Origin of the sequence: Amycolatopsis sp. VS8301801F10 (assembly GCF_046195355.1) — a bacterium.
In the GTDB taxonomy this organism is placed as follows: domain Bacteria; phylum Actinomycetota; class Actinomycetes; order Mycobacteriales; family Pseudonocardiaceae; genus Amycolatopsis.
This window is the reverse complement of record NZ_CP176065.1, coordinates 5,272,057-5,289,894: the sequence shown is the minus strand read 5'-3', so window position 1 is coordinate 5,289,894 and position 17,838 is coordinate 5,272,057. Positions and strand designations below refer to the sequence as shown.

Sequence of the window (17,838 nt, the reverse complement as noted above, 5' to 3'; positions counted from 1 at the left end):
CTTCCGCCGGGAACGCTTCGGCGAGCGCGGGCTAGGGAGCGAACCCCCGCTCCCTAGCCCGTCCAGCCCAGCGAAACGCGTCGCGCGAGCCGACACGTTTCCCGCTCGAGAGATCTCAGCCAGCCGAGCGGTCCAGCGCGTCCAGCAGCCAGGTGTGCGCGACTCCGATCGGCGCAGCTTCTCCGGTGATTTCGCCCGCGAGACGCCAATAGCGGCGCACCTGCGGATGCCGATCGCCAGCGGTGCGCCGTCGCAGTGTGCAGCGGAACTCCGGGGTGTCGCGGGTGCCGGACGCGGCGGCGTGGGCTTCGGCAAACCGGTCGAGTGCCGGTCCTGGTTCCGGCTCGGATCCGGCCGCTACCTGCGGGGCCGCCAGCTCGCAGGCCTCGCCGACGCCTTCGTGGAGGGCGCCCAGGTGTGTGACCAGCGGGCTGGCGCGCAGCCGGGCGGCGAACGCGCGGTCGGCGGCGAGCAGCACTAACTCGGCGTAGGCGACGACCTGCTCCGGGGTCGGCAGCTCGGGCGGCCGCGGCGCGCTCACGGCGAGGAACATGTCTGCTGTGTCCGGCGGGACGGCGCCGGTGGCCATCGGGTGCCAAAGGCGGACCAGGGCCGCATGCGCGGCGAACCCGTCCGTCGCGGCGGACAGCAACTCGAGCCGGGCGGCGCGGGCGGCAGGCGGTGCCTCCTCGACGGCGCGGAGGGCTGAGCGTCGCCAGGCCAGCGTCGTCAACTCGCGGTCCAGCGCGGCGCGCTCTGCGGACACGGCGTCGGAAAGGGAACGTTCTCCGGCGAGGACGTCCATAATCGGCTTCAAGCTCAGCCCGAGTCCGCGCAAGCGCCGCACCAGGACGAGGCGGTTGACGTCCGCCGGGTCGAATCGACGGTGTCCGCCGGCGCTGCGCACGGGTGCCAGCAGTCCCTCGTCGCAGTAAAAGCGAATCGTGCGGACGGGCACGCCGGTGCGCCGCGCCAGGTCGCCGATCCCGAGTGTGTCCCCAGTCACTTCCGATGGAACCTCCAGTCGGGTGGAGTTCCTACGGTACGGCCATGGATCTCGACACCGCACGAATTGTCCAGGGATTGCACGAGCACACCGCCGGGTTCGCGAAGGCGGTCGCCGGGGCAGACTCGGAGGCTCCGGTGCCCACCTGCCCGGAATGGCCCCTGCGAGTGCTGGCCGGTCACGTCGGCCAGGCGCACCGCTGGGCGGCGGACCTCATCCGGTCCGGTCCGGCTCCAGTTCCCGACCCGTTCGAGGCGGACCCAGACGCACCCAGCGAATGGTCGGCCTGGCTCCAAGCGGGCGCCGCGGACCTCGCCGACGCGGTGCTCGCTGCCGCCGACCGTCCAGTGTGGACCTACTTCGGCCCGCGACCGGCGACGTTCTGGCTGCGCCGCATGCTCCACGACACGACCGTGCACCACGCGGACGCGGCCTTCGCCACCGGGACCGCGTTCGCAGTGGCACCGGACCTCGCGGCCGACGCGATCAGCGAGTGGCTGGAAATGCTGTCCCATCCGGTCATGGCGACGCTGAGACCGGGTTTCTCGGCCCTGCGCGGCACCGGCCAGACGCTCCAGCTCCGCACTGGCTACGGCGCGGGCTGGCTGATCACCCGCACTCCCGACGGCGTCCGATGGACACCCGCCGCGGACGCCGCGGACGCGACGCTGACAGGTTCGGTCCAGGACCTCCTGCTGGTGCTCACCCGGCGCCTGCCAGCCGACCGGGTAACGATCACTGGCGACCGCGACCTGGCCGACCACTGGCTGGCTCACTCGGCGGCGTGAGCGCGTCGAACTCCCGGAAGCCCCGCGCTGCCGACCCCCTCGACCTGTCGAGTTCAGCAGCCTGGGGTCCTTTTCGGCGAGCTTCAAAAAGCACACCGGACTGACCCCGAGCGAGTACCGGGCCCTCCCGTCAAGCAGGACTCGGCCCGGGCCAGTCAGCCGAGCCGGTTCCTGAGTGAGGACGGACACCGTCGCTGACCAAGCACAAAAGACCGAGCGCAACCCACGACATCAGGAGGCCACGCGCTGCGCCCCCACCCGCTCGAACCGCAGCACCCCGTCGTCCATGCGGCTCAGGCGGAGATCCGCTGCGTCCAGCAGGTAGTTCTGCCGCATCAGCCATGGGCGGCGGTCGCCTTGGCGGGGCAGGACTGAGGCGGCGCGGGTGAGGTAGCCCGACGTCAGGTTCATGATTGGCCGCCGCCGCGTGGACGGGATCGCCGGCGGGCGGGGCACACAGGTGTCGAAACCGTTGCGCGACAGGTGGTTCAGCAACCGGCACACGTACCGCGAGACGAGATCCGAGCGCAGCGTCCAGGAGGCATTCACGTAGCCGATACACCAGGCCAGATTCGGCACTCCGCCGAGCATCATTCCCTTGTACACCAGTTGTTCCGACGGTTCGATCACCTCGCCGTCTACGCTCAGCTCGATTCCGCCGAACGCGATCACGCGCAGGCCGGTCGCGGTGACGACCACGTCCGCGGGCAGGTGTGCGCCGGATTCCAGCGTGATGCCGTCGGGGGTGAAGCGGTCGATCCGGTCGGTGACGATGTCCGCGCGGCCGCTGCGGAGTGCGCGGAAGAAATCGGCTCCGGGCGTCAGGCAGAGTCGTTGGTCCCAGGGCCGGTACCGGGGCGAGAAATGGGGGTCGACCGGGATCGAGGCGGGCAACTGCTTCGCGGCCGCGTCGCGCAAGAAAGCCGCGGCGCGGTCGGGCTGGCGGCGCGAGAACTGGTACAGCAACGTTGTCACCAGGACGTTCTTCGTGCGCACCGCGTGGTACGCGAGCCGCGCAGGCAGGAATCGGCGCAGGCGGCGGGCGAGCGAGTCCGTCCACGGGCGGGACAGGACGTAGCTCGGCGAGCGTTGCAGCATCGTCACTGACTCCGCCGTGGAAGCCAGTTCCGGCACCAAGGTCACCGCGGTGGCGCCGCTGCCGATGACGACCACTCGTTTGCCCGTGAAGTCCGACCCCTCCGGCCAGAACTGGGGGTGCACGATCTCGCCGCGGAACGAGTCGCGGCCGGGGAAGTCGACGACGTGGCCGTTCTCGTAGCTGTAGTAGCCGCTGCACAAATACAGGAAAGAGCAGGTATGAGTGACGACCTCGCCGTCGTGCGAGGCCTCCACCGTCCAGCGGGCCGCGGCGGACGACCAGGACGCCCGCCCCACGCGGTGCCCGAACCGGATGTGCCGGGAGATTCCGTGCTCCGCGGCGGTCTCCCGGAGGTAGTCGAGGATCTCGGCTCCGGACGCGATCGCCTGTTCCTTGCGCCACGGCCGGAACGGGTAGCCGAGCGTGAACATGTCCGAGTCGGAGCGCACGCCCGGGTACCGGAAGAGGTCCCAGGTTCCGCCGATCGTGTCTCGCGCTTCGAGGACGGCGTACGTCCGGTCCGGCGCCAGCTGCCGCAGCCGGCAGGCCGCGCCGATGCCGGACAGCCCGGCCCCGACGACCAGGACATCGAAATGCGCCACGATTCCTCCCCGCGTGAAGCGATTCCGCCCCACTTTACGGCCGGGGGCCGGATCAAGTGGGGCCCCGCCGGGCCGGGCCGGGAACCACCGGCCCGGCGGGGAAAACCTGGGTCACCGCAGGGAAACCACTGTGGTGGCGCCGAAGGTGTCCTTGAGCGGGACCTCCACCGTGCGCCGCCGCACCGTCACGCGGACGCTGTCCTGCAGCTGCGTCGGGTCGGAAACAGCGAGACTGTTCCTGCCGAGCGCCACCGAAGCGGGTCCTGAAACGGATACCTCGTCTACCGTACCCGCACTGTAGAAGTTTGCGAGCAGTGTGTTATCCCACAGCCGCAAGGCCTGGACAGCGGCCGTATTAGCCCGCACGCGCCACGCGAGCACCGAAGCGACCGTCCCGACGACCGACGCGCCCGGCAAGACTGCGTACGCATACTTCGCGTCCACCGGCTTCGCGCCGTGCTCGATCACCAGCTTCTGGTAGCGCCGCGTGTTCGGCGTCGTGGTGCCCTTCGTGTTGGCGCCGGTGTCGACGTCGCGCCACGCGCCGGTCCGGTCTTCGCGCAGCGCGGTGACCTCGGCGTTGTCGAGCAGGACGTAGCCGCCGACGTGGTCGAGGTGCAGCCAGCGCGGCCGGTGCAGCGTGCTCGAATCGCCGACCACGCGCGCGTCGGCCAGCAGCGTGCCGCGTCCGTTTTCGCCGAGGTTGCGGTTTTCGATCGTCGTCCGGACCGCCTGCCCGGACGTGTCGGTGATCCCCGCGCCGAGGCAGACGATGCCCGCCGGAGTGAAAAACCACGACTTCTTGGCCGTCAGCGAACCGTCTTCGGAGACGAAGTCCATCGCGTACGCGCCGTGCCGGGCATCCCAGCGCACGCCGCCGACGTGCGCTTTCGTCGTCAACGGCGTGGCCGCCAGCGGACCCGGCGGACCGGCCTTCGCGGTGGTCCCGGGCAGCAGGGCCGGATCGACGGTCGGCCAATAGGCGTCCGAGTAGTGGCCTTTCGCGTGGGGAAGGAACAGATACAGCACCCCGTCGCCGACGTGCCAGCCGTGCAGGTTCATCCCGTTGATCGACTCGTAGCGCGAGATCCGCGCGGAGCCCACGCCGAGCGACGCGGACCAGCCCTCGGTCACGTGCACCATCCGGTCCTGCTGCCCGAAGATCCGGTGCGCCGCGACGATCGGCGCGGGCCGCACGCGCGCGGCGAGCATCTCCTGGGCGAACTCGATGCCCGGCGTCGCGACGAGGTCCGGACCGGGCGCGAACCGTTCGGGGTCGGGGATTTCCAGGAACGGCGCGTACGTGCCTTCCTTGATCCACTTGGCGGCGAGCTCGGACAGTTCGGTCTTCACGGCCCCGGTCGCCGACCTTGCGAGGACCAAGGTCGCGACAGTCAGCTGGTGCCCGATGTCGTGCGCGGTTTCGCCCTGGCGCGACAGCATCCGCCCGCGCACCGGCTCCATCAGCGCACCCGCGTACACGAACGGCGCGAACGTGTCGCCGACCAGCGCGTACACCTTCTGCTTCAGCTCGTCCGGCAGCGCGTACTCGGTGCCTTCGGTGACGTGGATCGTCCCGGCGAGCGCGGTCAGCAGGACGATGCCGTAGTGGCCGGGGTACGGGACGGTGTCGTGCTGGATGAACGAACCGTCGGCGTGGAAGCCGTCGCCCGCCGCGCGGTTCAGCTTCGCCAGGACGCTGGCCGCTCCCCCGCCGGCGACGTCGGTGATCGCGTCGATGCCGGTGCGGATCCACGCGGTGTCGCCGGTCAGCGCGCCGGAGACGACGGAGATCAGCGCCTTGTCCGCCCGGTTCGCGCCGGTTTCGACGATCTTCGGGTTGTTCGCGCGCAGATTCGGATTGCCGACGAACCGCTTGACCGGGCTGACATACCGCGCCAGTTCGTCGGCGGTCAGCTGGTCGGCGACCGTGACGAGCGTGTGCAGCAGGTAATACGGCACGCCGATCTCGTAGGTGTACCAGTTGCCGATCTCGCCGACCTGCGGGTTGTACTGGCTGGCGTAGATCAGCTCCAGCGCCTTCTTGATCCCGTCGAGCACCTTCGGGTCGCCGGACAGGGTGCTGCCGGGAGTTCCCCAGTCGACCGCGATCGCCCGCAGCCGCGCGTACATCGACGTGGTGTAGTCGCTGCCCGGGCCAAGCGGAAGGTCAGTCCATAGTGGACCGTTTCCGGACACCGACATGCTGTCGTAGTACGACTTCGCGACCCGGCCGAGGTTCTTCAGCGCGGCCGTGCGTTCCGGCGACGGGCGGTTGATGCCCGTCTGCAGCTCGCGGTAGCCGGCGACGATCTTCTTCAGCGGGTCAGCAGCGGGCGCGGCGAAGGCCGGGCGCGCCGTGGCGACGAGCGCGGCGGCGACGGCACCGCCACGCAGTGCGGTTCTGCGGTTCACGGGCATGACGGTGCCTCCCAGTGGGGTTGGGTCGTGAGCGGCTGAGCCGGCGGGAACCGGCCCAGCCCCTCACGAGGGGGTCTGCTCAGCGCGCTCCGTCGACACGGCGCGGCAGCTGCCACGGGTTCGCTTCCTGCAGGGCTTCCGGCAGCAGAGCGTCCGGGAAGCTCTGCCACGCGACCGGGCGCAGGAAGCGTTCGATGGCGGCGGTGCCGACCGACGTCGTGGTCGGCGCGGTCGTCGCCGGGTACGGGCCGCCGTGCTGCTGCGCCCAGCTGACCGTGACGCCGGTCGGCCAGTCGTTCCACAGCAGCCGTCCGGCCAGCCGGGTCAGGGAAGGCAGCAGCGGGCGCACGAAGTCGGCCTCGCTCTCCTCGCCCTGGACCGTCGCGGTGAGGCCGGGTTCGAGGCTGTCCAGCACCTCGATCAGTTCCGCCTGGTCGGAGTACGTGACGATCAGCGACGCGGGCCCGAAATGCTCCTCCCGGACCGCCTCGCCGCCCGCCAGGAACTGCTTCGCGGTGGTCGCCAGCAGGGACGGAGTGAACGCGTCGCCGTCCTGCGCGCCTTCCACGACCGGCTCGACGCCCGGCGCCGCACGCAACTCCGCCAGTTTCCGCGCGAATCCGGCGGCGATGCGGTCGTTCAGCATTTCCTGCCGGGCCACCGCGCCGACCGCCTCGCGCAGGGTGTCGTCCAGGCCGTGGCCCTCGGGCAGGAACAGCAGGCCCGGCTTGGTGCAGAACTGGCCCGCGCCGAGGCTGAACGACGCGGCGTAGCCCTTCGCCACGGCCTCGCCGCGCGCGGCGACCGCACCCGGCGTGACGACGACCGGGTTGACGCTGCCCAGCTCGCCGTAGAAAGGAATGGGCGTCGGCCGCGAGACGGCGATGTCGAACAGCGCGCGCCCGCCCGGCACGGAACCGGTGAACGCGGCGGCGGAAATCCGCGGGTCCTTGAGCGCCGTGACGCCCTGCTCGACCCCGTGGATCACCGCGAACGCACCCTCCGGCGCACCCGCGGCGGTCAGCGCCCGCGCGACGATCTCGCCGGTCCGCGCCGAGAGTTCTTCGTGGCCCGGGTGCGCCTTGAGCACCACCGGGCACCCGGCGGCCAGCGCGGAAGCGGTGTCGCCGCCCGCGACGCTGAACGCGAACGGGAAGTTGCTCGCGGCGAACACGAGCACCGGCCCGATCGGCACGAGCACCCGGCGCAGGTCCGGCCGGGGACCCATCGGCCAGTCGGGATCGGCGTGGTCGACGGTCGCGCCCAGGAACTGCCCGTCCCGCAGCACTTCGCCGAACAGCCGGAGCTGGAACGTGGTGCGCGCGAGTTCGCCCTTCAACCGCGGCGCGGCCGGCAGGTGCGTTTCCCGGTGGGCCAGCGGAACCAGCTCGTCGGCGGCGGCGTCGAGCGCGTCCGCGGCGGCGGACAGCCAGCGCGCCCGCTCGGCCGGGGTGCTCTCGGCGAATGGCCGGGCGGCCGCCGCGGCGGCGGCGAGCACGTTTTCCAGTTCTGTGGCGGAAGTTTCGCGGCTCAATGGATTCTCCTCGTCAAGCAAGTTTCAGGGCGCCGAGTGCGGGGCGGCCCGGTTGGCGGACGTGCTTCGGGGACGGGCCGGGCGGCTGCCAGCACGCTCGCTGGTCCGATGGCGGAAGTTGCGCGGCTCAATCGTTCCTCCTCGGCATCCGACTTCGCGGGACACCGAGCGCCCGGCGGCGGCAAGGACGGTTTCCGGCTCGGTGGCGAAGTTTCGCGGCACGCCGAGCGCTCGGCAGCAGCCAGTGGCTTCCGGCGAACGGGGCGCGGCGGCCACCGCGCTTCCCGGCCCAACGACCGAAGTTTCACCACTCAATCGATCTCCCCGCCACCCGACCACAGCACACCCAACGCCCAGCAACAGCCAACCGCCTCCGGCGAACCGGGCGCGGCAGCCACCGCGCCTCCCGGCCCAACAACCGAAGTCCCACCACTCAACCGATCCCCCGCCACCCGACCACAACACACCCAACGCCCAGCAACAACCAACCGCCTCCGGCGAACGATCGGCCCGTCGCCGCAGCCAGCAGGCTTCCCCACTCCTCCAGCAACTTCAGGACGCCGAGTGCGCCGCAGCAGTAGCCGCGTGCAGATCCGCCCACCGTGCAGGCCCCGCGAGGCCCAAGTGGTACAGATGCAGCTCACTCGCCCCGGCCTTGGCCAGCTCGCCTACGTACGCCTCGATGTCCGGCACCGCGCTCGCCGCGACCGCGGTGATGTAGCTGCCGATCGCGACCCGTTCCGGCAGCGCGCGCCGGGCGGCCGCGACCGCGTCGACGCTGCCCTGGCCCGGGGCCCAGTTCTGCAGCACGACCGTCTCGGCGTCGTCGGCGGCCGTCGGGGTCAGGCCGGGCAGGGCGCCGGTGACCCACGGGTCGAGCGCGCCGTGCAGCACGATCCGCGTGCCCGGCTCCAGCACGGCCAGGACCGCGGCACGCAGCGCATCGGTGGACTGCTGCCGTCCGGAGAGCAGTTTTTCCTTCAACTCAGCCGGAAGTCTATCCTCCACCACTGACAAATCCGCCGTGGCGATGAGCCGCCGCACCTCGGCGCGCAAGGTTTTCCGGACCTCCGCCGGGTCGAGATCGGTCCAGCCCTCCGCGCAGGCAGAGCAGCAGCAGATCGACAACAACCGCGCGGTGGCCGGGGCCCACACGCCGTCGGTCTTCTCGTGCTGGTGCTGGTGCACGCCGCCGAGGGGGCCGCACGCCTCCAGCACAACCGACGAAAGCTCCAGTCCGGCAACGGATTCTTCGGTAAGCGTCGCCGCGTACGAGCGGACCGCGGGCTGTGCCGGGCAAAGCGCCCACGGGTACGTCTCGCCGAAGCAGTTGCGCACCGCGTACTGCGGAAACGCCGTGCCCAGCTGCGAATTGTGCGTGAGCACGATCCACGCGGCAGCCGGGATTCCGGCCTCGTTGAGCCGCCGGACCGCGTCGCCGCCGCTGTCCTCCGAAGAAACCCAGTCCGGCGTGGCGGGGACGAGATCGCGGCCCTTCCAGGCTTCCGCGCGCACCGGCCGGTAGAGCGCGGCGGTCCGCGCGACCACCGACGTCCGCTCGGCCGACCACGGCGTCGCGGCCCGGGCGCTGTGGTAGGCCAGCGCCACCGCGACCTCGTCCACGCCGAGGTCCAGCGCCCGTTCGACGAACGCGGGGTCGAGCACGTCCCACGGATACGCGTATCCGGTCGCCTTCACCGGATCACCACCTCGCCGTGTTCGGTTCGAAGCCGGGCGTGTACTTGCGCATGTACGTCACATCGTCCCGTTTAGTCAGTCCACATCGGACATAGTCCTCGTGCGCCCTGGCGAGCGCGTCCTGGTCGAGCGTGATTCCGAGTCCGGGCCGGTCCGGCACCGCCACCGCTCCGTCGACAAAATTCAGCACGCCCGGTTCGATCACGTCGGCAGTCTTCCACGGCCAGTGCGTGTCGCAGGCGTACGTCAGATGCGGGGTCGCCGCCGCGACGTGCACCATCGCGGCCAGGCTGATCCCGAGGTGGCTGTTGGAGTGCATGGACAGTCCGACGCCGAAGCTTTCGCAGGCCACCGACAACGCCTGGGTATCGCGCAGGCCGCCCCAGAAATGGTGGTCGGACAGGAGAACGCCGATCGCCCGCGCCCGGAAAGCAGGCTCCAGGTCGCCGAAATTGACCACGCACATGTTGGTGGCCAACGGCATGCTCGCCTCGCGGGCAACGCGCGCCATGCCCTCGATGCCCGGCGTCGGGTCCTCGAGGTACTCCAGAACGCCGTCGAGTTCGGCGGCCACGCGGATGCCTGTCTCGGGCGTCCACGCGGCGTTCGGGTCGATGCGCAAGGGATGCCCGGGGAAAGCCGACGCGAGCGCGCGAATGCCCTCGATCTCTTGCTCCGGCGCGAAAACCCCGCCCTTGAGCTTGATCGAGCGGAACCCGTATTCCTCGACCATCCGCCGAGCCGAACCGACCAGCGCTTCCGGGGTGCGGATCTCGCCCCAGCTGTCCTCTTCCGCGCCGAGGTGCGCGCCGTACTTGTAGAACAGGTAGGCGGAGAAGTCGACGGCGTCGCGAGCCTTGCCGCCCAGCAGGTCCACGACCGGACGGCCGAGGAGCTGTCCTTGCGCGTCCAGGCAGGCGACCTCGAACAGCGAGTACACGCTGGCGACCGTCTTGCGGATGGAGAACCCGCCGATCAGCCCGTGCTCGTCGGTCAGCACGGTTCCGGCGAGCGTGCGCGCGATGATCCGCTTCAGGCCCGGCAGGTCGAAAATGTCGTGTCCGGCCAGCTCCGGCAGCACCTTGCGCACCTCGCCGAGGAATGCCGCGTCGCCGTAAGACTCGCCGAGGCCGGTCACGCCGTCGTCGCACACCACCTGCACCACGCTGCGCAACGCGAACGGCTCGTGCACGCCCATCACGTTGAGCAGCGGCGGGTCCGCGAAGGCGACCGGGGTCAGCACCACGTCCCGGATCTTCATCAGAGGCCTTTCAGCACGGCGAAACCGTTCTCGACGACCTTGCCCAGCCGGTCGATCTGCTCGGGCGTCGGCTCGATCAGCGGCGGCCGGACGGTGCCGACCTTGTCTCCGCGCAGCCGGGCGGCGGCCTTGACCAGCGACACCGCGAAGCCGGGCGTTTCGTCGCGCAACGCCACCAGCGGCAGGTAGAACCCGGCGAGCAGCGCGTCCATCGTCGCGTTGTCTTCCTCCGCGAGCGCGCGGTGGAAGCGGTGCGCGATTTCCGGCGCGAAGCAGTGCACCGCCGAGGAGTAGCGCGCGACGCCAGCCGCCGCGTACGCCTTCGCGGAGACCTCAGCGGTCGGCAAACCGTTGAAGAACAAGAAGTCCGCGGAACGCTGCGTGCCGAGCGCGCGGATCGTGGTGACGATCCGGGTCATCGCTTCGACGTCGCCGAAGCCGTCCTTGATCCCGACGACCGACGGGATATCCAGCAACTTCGCCGCGGCCGGCGCGGTGAACACGCCAGTGCTGCGGTGGTAGACGATCACCGGCACCGAGGTGTCGCCGACCGCGTAGCGCACGTAGTCGACCAGCCCGTCCTGCGGCCCGGTGACCAGGTACGGCGGAAGCAGCAGCACGCCGTCGGCGTTCCCCGCCTGCGCCGCCGCCACGCCCGCGCGCGCACCCGCCGCGCCGCCGCCCGCGCCGACCCACACGGGCACGCGCCCGCCAGCGACCTCGCGCGCCTTGGCCAGCAGCGCGGCGACCTCGTCGACCGACAGCGAGCTGAACTCCCCGGTGCCGCACGCGACGAACAGCGCGCCCGCACCGGCGGCGATGTGGCTCTCCACGTTTTCCGCGAACCCGTCGAGGTTGATCTCGAGGTCTTCGGTGAACGGGGTCAGCGGGAACGCCAGCAAGCCGTCCAGCTCGATCTCGGTCTGTGCCATCAGTTTCTGCTCCAATGTTCACATTCTTGAATGGAGTCTGTTATCGTGACTATGTTCACCCACAAGAACGCTGTTCGGGACGCTAATATGGCCGGACTCACAAGTCAACGGCCCGGTTGGAGGACGCGCCATGGCGCAGAAGACGGACCCCGCCACCGCTCCCGCGGAGTCCGCGGGCGTGAAGTCGGCGCGGCGCGCCATCGACCTGATCGAGACGTTCGCCGCGAACGACGTGTGGCTGTCGCTGTCGGATCTCCACGCGCGCACCGGGTTCCCCCGCTCCAGTCTGCACGGGCTCCTGCGCACCCTGCTGGACGCGGGCTGGCTGGAAGCCGATGCGAACTCCGCGCGCTACCGGCTCGGCGTGCGCGCGCTGATCTGCGGCACCGCGTACCTCGACCGCGACGCGATCGTCCCCTACGCCACCGAAGCTTTAGAACGCATCCGCGAGAAGACCGGCTTCACCGCGCATTTCGCCCGCCGCAACGGGACCGAGGTCGTCTACCTGGAGACGCGCGAGTCGCAGCACTCCACGCACCTGATCTCCCGCGTCGGCCGCACCCTTCCCGCGCACGCGACCGCGCTGGGCAAGGCCTTGCTCGCCGAGCTGACCCACGAAGAGGTCGAGGCGCTCATGCCCGAAGAACTGGTCGCGCTCACCCCGAACACGATCACCACGCTCGACGCGCTGCACGCCGACCTCGCGCGCACCCGGGAACGCGGGTACGCCGCCGAGAGCGAAGAGGGCACCCTCGGCGTGCGCTGCGTGGCCGCGGTGATCCCGTACCGCATCCCCGGCACCGACGCGATGAGCTGCTCGATGCCGCTGGGCAAGGTCACCGACGCCGACGTCGAACGCGTCGGCGAACTGCTGGCCGAAACCACCGCCGAGCTCGGCCAGCAGCTGCGCCGCGCCGGAATCCGCTGACCGCCGCCACCCGTGCCCCTCGTGAGCGCTCATCGCGGTGAGAACCGGGAACGGCGCGCACGAGGCTTTCGTGAGAGGAATTCCATGTCAGACCAGCGTGTGCTGATCACCGGATCGGCCGGCGTCGTCGGCACCCTGATGCGGCCGCGGCTGCGCCGGGAAGGCCGGGTGCTGCGGCTGCTCGACCTCGCCGACCAGCCTCCCGCCGAGGACGGCGAAGCGGTCGAAATCGTGACCGGCTCGGTCACCGACCCCGAGGCGATGGCCGCCGCCTGCGCGGGCGCGGACGCGTTGATCCACCTGGGCGGGCTCAGCCGCGAGGCGTCGTGGGAGGACACGCTCGACGTCAACATCAACGGCACGCACACCGTCCTCGAAGCCGCCCGCGAAGCGGGGATCCGCCGGGTCGTGCTCGCGTCGAGCAACCACGCCGTCGGTTTCCGCCGCAACGCCGACGCGGGCGAGAACGGCTTGCCCGCCGACTCCAGCCCCCGGCCGGACACCTATTACGGCGTAAGCAAAGCGGCCATCGAAGCGCTGGGCAGCCTGTACGCGTCGCGGTTCGGCATGGACGTGATCGTCATCCGCATCGGCTCCTGCTTCGAAACGCCGCTTCCGCTCGGCATCCGCGGCCTGACCAGCTGGCTGTCGCCGGACGACGGGGCGCGGCTGTTCGAGGCGTGCCTGAGCGCGCCGTCGCCGGGCTACCGGATGATCTGGGGCGTCTCGGACAACACCCGCCGCGTCTACTCGCTCGCCGAGGCCGAGGCGCTGGGCTACAAGTCCCACGACAACGCCGAGGTCTACGCCGAGCAGCTCGCGGGCAAGCCGGCGCCGACCGGGGCGGCGGCCGAGTACGTCGGCGGGCCGTTCTGCACCGCGCCGCTGGGCGTGTTCAACCCGCTCTGAGAGGTACCCTCGCCCACGGAGACCCTCGAAGAGGAGGACGCCGTGGGCGAGCTCGGGCCTGCCGACACGAACGGCATCCTCGCCCTGCCGTGGATCCGCCCGGAACGCACCAGCGCGGGTCTCGGCTGGGACCGGATCTACCTGTCCAAGCAGCGCGAACGGCCGTATCGCGCGGAGTTCGGGCCCGCTCGCACGCACCAGCTGATCCTGCACCTCGCCGGTCCGGTCACCGTCCGCCGCGGCGTCGGGTCGCCCGGCGAGCGCAGCCGGCGGATCCCGGCGGGCGGGCTGTTTCTCCAGCCCTCGCACCAGGAACTGTCGGTGGAACTCGGCGGCGAACTGGACACGCTGCACGTCTACCTGCCGGATTCGGCGGTGCAGGAGGCCGCCGGATCGGACGTTCCGGTCCGGCTGGCCGACGAACTCGGCAGTGTCGACCCGCTGCTCGAACAGCTGGTTCTCGCGCTCGACCGCGTCGTGCGGGAGTGGGAGCCGGGCGCTCGCGCGTACGCGGATCAGCTCGGCGCGCTCGTGGCCGCGCAGCTCGCGCGTCAGCACCGATCCGGTCGAAGCCGTCCAGCGGAGACCCGGCCGGTCGAGGCGCTGACCGACCGGCAGTTCGCCCAGGTGCGCGAGCTGATGGACGAACGGCTCGCGGACCCGCTCGGGCTGGCCGAACTGGCCGCGGCGGCCGGGTTGAGCGTCAGCCGGTTCGCCCGGCGGTTCAAGGCGCGCACCGGGCTGCCGCCGCACCGCTATCTGCTGCGGCTGCGCGTCGAACGGGCCGGACTGCTGCTGCGCACCGGCGCCGAACCGATCGCGGACATCGCCGTGCGCTGCGGGTTTTCCCATCAGGAACACCTCACCCGGGTGCTGCGCGCCCAGCTGGGCACCACTCCCGCCGCGCTTCGCCGGGACGGCTGACGCGCGTTTCGTGCAGCCCGCTCAGCACGTCTGTGCAGGCGCGAGGTCCTCGCCACGCGGATACTTCGACGTACCCGCGTGGAAGGACCGTCGATGTTCACCTACACCGCCAACCCGGCCCGGGTCGTGTTCGGCAGCGGCACGCTCTCCGTCGTCCCCGAGGAGGTGCAGCGGCTCGGTTCCCGCCGCGTGCTGCTGGTGGCCGGGAAGTCGGCCGCCGACGCAGCCGACCAGACGGCCGAGGCGCTCGGCCCGCTGCTCGCCGCGCGCTTCGGCGAACCCGCCATGCACACCCCGGTTGAGGTCACCGAACGCGCGCTCGCGCTGGTCGCCGAGCATTCCGCGGACTGCGTGGTCGCGATCGGCGGCGGGTCGGCGACCGGGCTGGCCAAGGCGCTCGCGCTGCGCACCGACCTCCCGCAGATCATCGTGCCGACCACCTACGCCGGGTCCGAGATGACGCCGGTGGTCGGCCAGACCGAGAACGGCCGCAAGACCACGCAGTCGTCGCCGAAGGTGCTGCCCGAGGTGGTCGTCTACGACGTCGACCGCACCCTCGGCCTGCCCGTGCCGACTTCGCTGACCAGCGGCGTCAACGCGATGGCGCACGCGGTCGAGGCGCTCTATTCGGCGCAGGCGAACCCGATCGTCGACCAGTTCGCCCTGGAAGCGATCCGGCTGCTCGCCGCCGCGCTGCCGCGGATCGCCGCCGATCCGTCCGATGCGGACGCTCGGACGGACGCGCTGCGGGCCGCGTGGCTGGCGGGTTCGTGCCTGGGTTCGGTCGGGATGGGCTTGCACCACAAGCTGTGCCACACCCTCGGCGGCAGTTTCGGTTTGCCGCACGCGGAAACGCACACGGTCGTCCTCCCCCACGCCATGGCGTACAACGCGCCGGACGCCGCCGACGCGATGCGCCGGATCGCCGAGGCGCTGGGCGCCCCGGACGCGCCGACGGCGGTGTTCGACCTGATCGCGAGCCTGCCGGTACCGCATTCGCTGGCCGAAATCGGTCTCGCCGAAGGAGATCTCGCCAAGGCCGCCGAACTGGCCGCCGCCGCGCCGTATCCGAATCCTCGCGAACTCGCTCGCGAGGGCATCGAAGACTTGCTGCGGCACGCGTGGTCCGGCGCCCGCCCGGCCCCGGCTGAAGGCGCCCCGCCGGATCTGCGCGGGCTCACCCAGGAGGTCGTGGACAGTTTCGCCGGCACGCCAGACCCTCGGGTTCGTGAACTGCTGACCGAACTGGTTCGCACACTGCATTCATACGTCGTGCGCACCGATCTCACCCAGGAGGAGTGGGAGTACGCGATCGGTTTCCTCACCCGCACCGGGCAGATCAGCTCGGACACCCGCCAGGAGTTCATCCTGCTGTCGGACACCCTCGGCGTTTCGAGCGTGGTCGACGTGCTCGCGAACTCGCGCACGCCGGACACCACTCCGTCGGCCGTGCTGGGCCCGTTCTACGTCGAAGGACCACCGGAAACCGAACAGGGCGCGGACCTCGCCGAAGGACTCCCGGGCACTCCACTGTGGACGAATGTCCAGGTGACCGAACCGGACGGAACCCCGGTGCCGGACGCGGTGGTGGACGTCTGGCAGTCCAATGAGGACGGTTTCTACGACGTCCAGCTGCCCGACGTGGACGGTCCGGTGCTGCGCGCCCGGTTCCGCACCGACGCCGAGGGCAGGCTGCGGTTCCGGACGATCGTGCCGTCGGCGTATCCGATCCCGGACGACGGCCCGGTCGGCGGGATGCTGGCCGCGACCGGGCGGCATCCGTTCCGCGCGCCGCACGTGCACTTCATGATCGCCAAACCGGGCTACCGCACGCTGGTCACCCAGCTGTTCGTCCGCGGCGGCGACTACCTCGATTCGGACACCGTGTTCGGCGTGAAGGACGGCCTGATCGCCGATTTCGCCGAGCAGACCGGCCCCGCGCCGGACGGGCGCGAACCCTGGCGCCGCCTCGAATTCACCTTCCGCGTCTCCCCGGGAACCCACCATGACCAGTCATGACACCGACGTCCTCGTGGTCGGCAGCGGCCCGGCAGGAGCGTCCGCCGCACTGCTGCTCGCGACCTACGGCGTCCGCACCGTCCTCGTGACCAAATACGGCTGGACGGCGCACACGCCCCGCGCGCACATCACCAACCAGCGGACCATGGAGGTCTTGCGCGACCTCGGCGTCGAAGACCAGGCGCTCGCGCAAGGCACTCCCCCGGAGCTGATGGGCGACACCGTGCTGTGCACGTCGCTCGCCGGCGAGGAGATCGGCCGGATCGCCAGCTGGGGCACCGCCGATCGCTCGGCCACCGAGTACGCGGCGGCGAGCCCGTGCCATCTGATCGACCTGCCGCAGACATATCTGGAACCCATCCTGGTCACGAACGCCGCCGCGCGCGGGGCGAAACTGCGGCTGGACACGGAATTCCTCGACTTCGCCCAAGACGCCGACGGGGTGACCGCGCGGCTCCGGGACCGGGTTCGCGGGGACGAGTTCCCCCTCCGCGCCCGCTACCTGATCGGCGCGGACGGCGCCCGCAGCCGCGTCGCCGAGCAGGCCGGGCTGCCGATCGACGGCCAGTCCGGCAAGGCCGGCAGCATGAACATCACCTTCACCGCCGACCTTTCCCAGTACGTCGCGCACCGGCCGAGCGTGCTGTACTGGGTGATGCGGCCGGGCGCGCACCTCGGCGGCATCGGGATGGGCCTCGTGCGCATGGTCCGGCCGTGGAACGAATGGCTGCTGACCTGGGGGTACGACATCGCGCAGCCGCCGCCCGACGTGACCGGCCAGGAGGCGGCCCGGATCGTGCGGGACCTCGTCGGCGACCCGGACCTGCCGGTGGAGATCACCTCGGCTTCGCTGTGGACGGTCAACCACAGCTGCGCCACGCGGTACTCGTCCGGCCGCGTGTTCTGCGCGGGCGACGCGGTGCACCGGCATCCGCCTTCCAACGGGCTCGGGTCCAACACCTCGGTGCAGGACGCGTACAACCTGGCGTGGAAACTCGCGATGGTCGTCCGCGGCGAGGCGGGCGAAGGACTTCTCGACAGCTACAGCGCCGAGCGGGCCCCGGTCGGCAAGCAGATCGTGGACCGGGCGAACCTCAGCCGCGAGGAGTTCGGACCGATCTTCGCCGCGCTCGGCATCGACGGCGACAGCGATTCGGCCGCCATCGCCGCTGGTCTCGCCGCCTGCACCGCCGAGACCGAAGAGGGCGCGCTGCGGCGGAAACAGTTGCGGGCGGCGATCGAGCTGAAGAACTACGAGTTCAACGCGCACGGCGTGGAGATGGACCAGCGGTACGTGTCGAACGCAGTACTCCCCGACGGCGAGGAACCGCCTGCCGCAAGGGATCCCGAGCTGTACCACCGGCCCACGACCGCGCCGGGCGCGAAACTGCCGCACGTCTGGCTCGTCGGCCCGGACGGCCGTCGAGTGTCCACACTGGACTTGGCCGGCCGCGGCCGGTGGACTGTCCTCACCGGACTCACCGGCGGCGCCTGGCGAGAGGCCGCCGCGAAAGCCGGTGCGGACCTCGGACTGGACCTGCGGGTGGTGACCATCGGTTCGCCCGAGGCCCGCGATTCCTACGGAGACTGGGCGCGCGGCAGCGGCATCGAGGAAGACGGCTGCCTCCTGGTCCGGCCGGACGGCTACGTCGCCTGGCGGCGCGCCACCGCGGGAACGGGCCTGCCGGAAGCACTTCGCAAGCTCCTCGACCGTTAG

General features: G+C 70.9%; 13 protein-coding genes. 6 read left to right on the top strand and 7 right to left on the bottom strand.

Going from position 1 to position 17,838, the window contains the following annotated elements; all coding sequences use genetic code 11:
• Window positions 1-115: 115 nt before the first annotated feature.
• The gene (locus F9C11_RS25010; RefSeq protein WP_409179784.1) at window positions 116-1,006 is read right to left on the bottom strand and encodes a MerR family transcriptional regulator; all 891 of its coding nucleotides are present in this window, start codon (window positions 1,004-1,006) and stop codon (window positions 116-118) included.
• A 44-nt stretch (window positions 1,007-1,050) separates the two neighbouring features.
• Between F9C11_RS25010 and F9C11_RS25005 the strand changes: the two genes are divergently transcribed.
• On the top strand, window positions 1,051-1,794 hold the full coding sequence (locus F9C11_RS25005) for a maleylpyruvate isomerase family mycothiol-dependent enzyme (protein WP_409179783.1): 744 nt from the start codon (window positions 1,051-1,053) through the stop codon (window positions 1,792-1,794).
• Between the two features lie 231 nt (window positions 1,795-2,025).
• Here F9C11_RS25005 and F9C11_RS25000 read toward each other — a convergent pair whose 3' ends face one another.
• The 6 genes from F9C11_RS25000 to F9C11_RS24975 all read right to left on the bottom strand — a co-directional run bounded on the left by F9C11_RS25000 (window position 2,026) and on the right by F9C11_RS24975 (window position 11,341).
• Window positions 2,026-3,498, bottom strand: a complete 1,473-nt coding sequence (locus F9C11_RS25000; protein ID WP_409186975.1) for a flavin-containing monooxygenase — start codon at window positions 3,496-3,498, stop codon at window positions 2,026-2,028.
• Window positions 3,499-3,606: 108 nt separating this feature from the next.
• Window positions 3,607-5,916 (bottom strand): polysaccharide lyase 8 family protein, encoded by a 2,310-nt coding sequence (locus tag F9C11_RS24995; RefSeq protein WP_409179782.1) that lies wholly within the window; start codon window positions 5,914-5,916, stop codon window positions 3,607-3,609.
• Window positions 5,917-5,995: 79 nt separating this feature from the next.
• The gene (locus F9C11_RS24990; protein ID WP_409179781.1) at window positions 5,996-7,450 is read right to left on the bottom strand and encodes an aldehyde dehydrogenase (NADP(+)); all 1,455 of its coding nucleotides are present in this window, start codon (window positions 7,448-7,450) and stop codon (window positions 5,996-5,998) included.
• A gap of 552 nt (window positions 7,451-8,002) precedes the next feature.
• Window positions 8,003-9,148, bottom strand: coding sequence for a hypothetical protein (locus tag F9C11_RS24985; RefSeq protein WP_409179780.1), 1,146 nt, complete (start codon window positions 9,146-9,148; stop codon window positions 8,003-8,005).
• A gap of 4 nt (window positions 9,149-9,152) precedes the next feature.
• Window positions 9,153-10,409 carry a glucarate dehydratase family protein gene (locus F9C11_RS24980; RefSeq protein WP_409179779.1) on the bottom strand — a complete coding sequence of 419 codons (1,257 nt, stop codon included), beginning with the start codon at window positions 10,407-10,409 and terminating at the stop codon, window positions 9,153-9,155.
• Complete coding sequence (locus F9C11_RS24975; RefSeq protein ID WP_409179778.1) at window positions 10,409-11,341, bottom strand: 5-dehydro-4-deoxyglucarate dehydratase; 933 nt, start codon at window positions 11,339-11,341, stop codon at window positions 10,409-10,411. The genes F9C11_RS24980 and F9C11_RS24975 overlap by 1 nt, the downstream gene beginning before the upstream one ends.
• Before the next feature lie 130 nt (window positions 11,342-11,471).
• Here F9C11_RS24975 and F9C11_RS24970 point away from each other — a divergent pair, with 130 nt between their 5' ends.
• The 5 genes from F9C11_RS24970 (at window position 11,472) to F9C11_RS24950 (ending at window position 17,838) form a co-directional block, all read left to right on the top strand.
• A complete protein-coding gene (locus F9C11_RS24970; RefSeq protein WP_409179777.1) occupies window positions 11,472-12,269 on the top strand; it encodes an IclR family transcriptional regulator in 798 nt (265 codons plus the stop codon).
• Between the two features lie 84 nt (window positions 12,270-12,353).
• A complete protein-coding gene (locus F9C11_RS24965) occupies window positions 12,354-13,178 on the top strand; it encodes an NAD-dependent epimerase/dehydratase family protein (RefSeq protein WP_409179776.1) in 825 nt (274 codons plus the stop codon).
• A gap of 42 nt (window positions 13,179-13,220) precedes the next feature.
• Window positions 13,221-14,102: a helix-turn-helix domain-containing protein gene (locus tag F9C11_RS24960; RefSeq protein WP_409179775.1), complete on the top strand. Its 882-nt coding sequence runs from the start codon at window positions 13,221-13,223 to the stop codon at window positions 14,100-14,102.
• 93 nt (window positions 14,103-14,195) lie between these two features.
• Window positions 14,196-16,121: a maleylacetate reductase and hydroxyquinol 1,2-dioxygenase domain-containing protein gene (locus F9C11_RS24955; protein WP_409179774.1), complete on the top strand. Its 1,926-nt coding sequence runs from the start codon at window positions 14,196-14,198 to the stop codon at window positions 16,119-16,121.
• Window positions 16,108-17,838: an FAD-dependent oxidoreductase gene (locus F9C11_RS24950; protein ID WP_409179773.1), complete on the top strand. Its 1,731-nt coding sequence runs from the start codon at window positions 16,108-16,110 to the stop codon at window positions 17,836-17,838. The genes F9C11_RS24955 and F9C11_RS24950 overlap by 14 nt, the downstream gene beginning before the upstream one ends.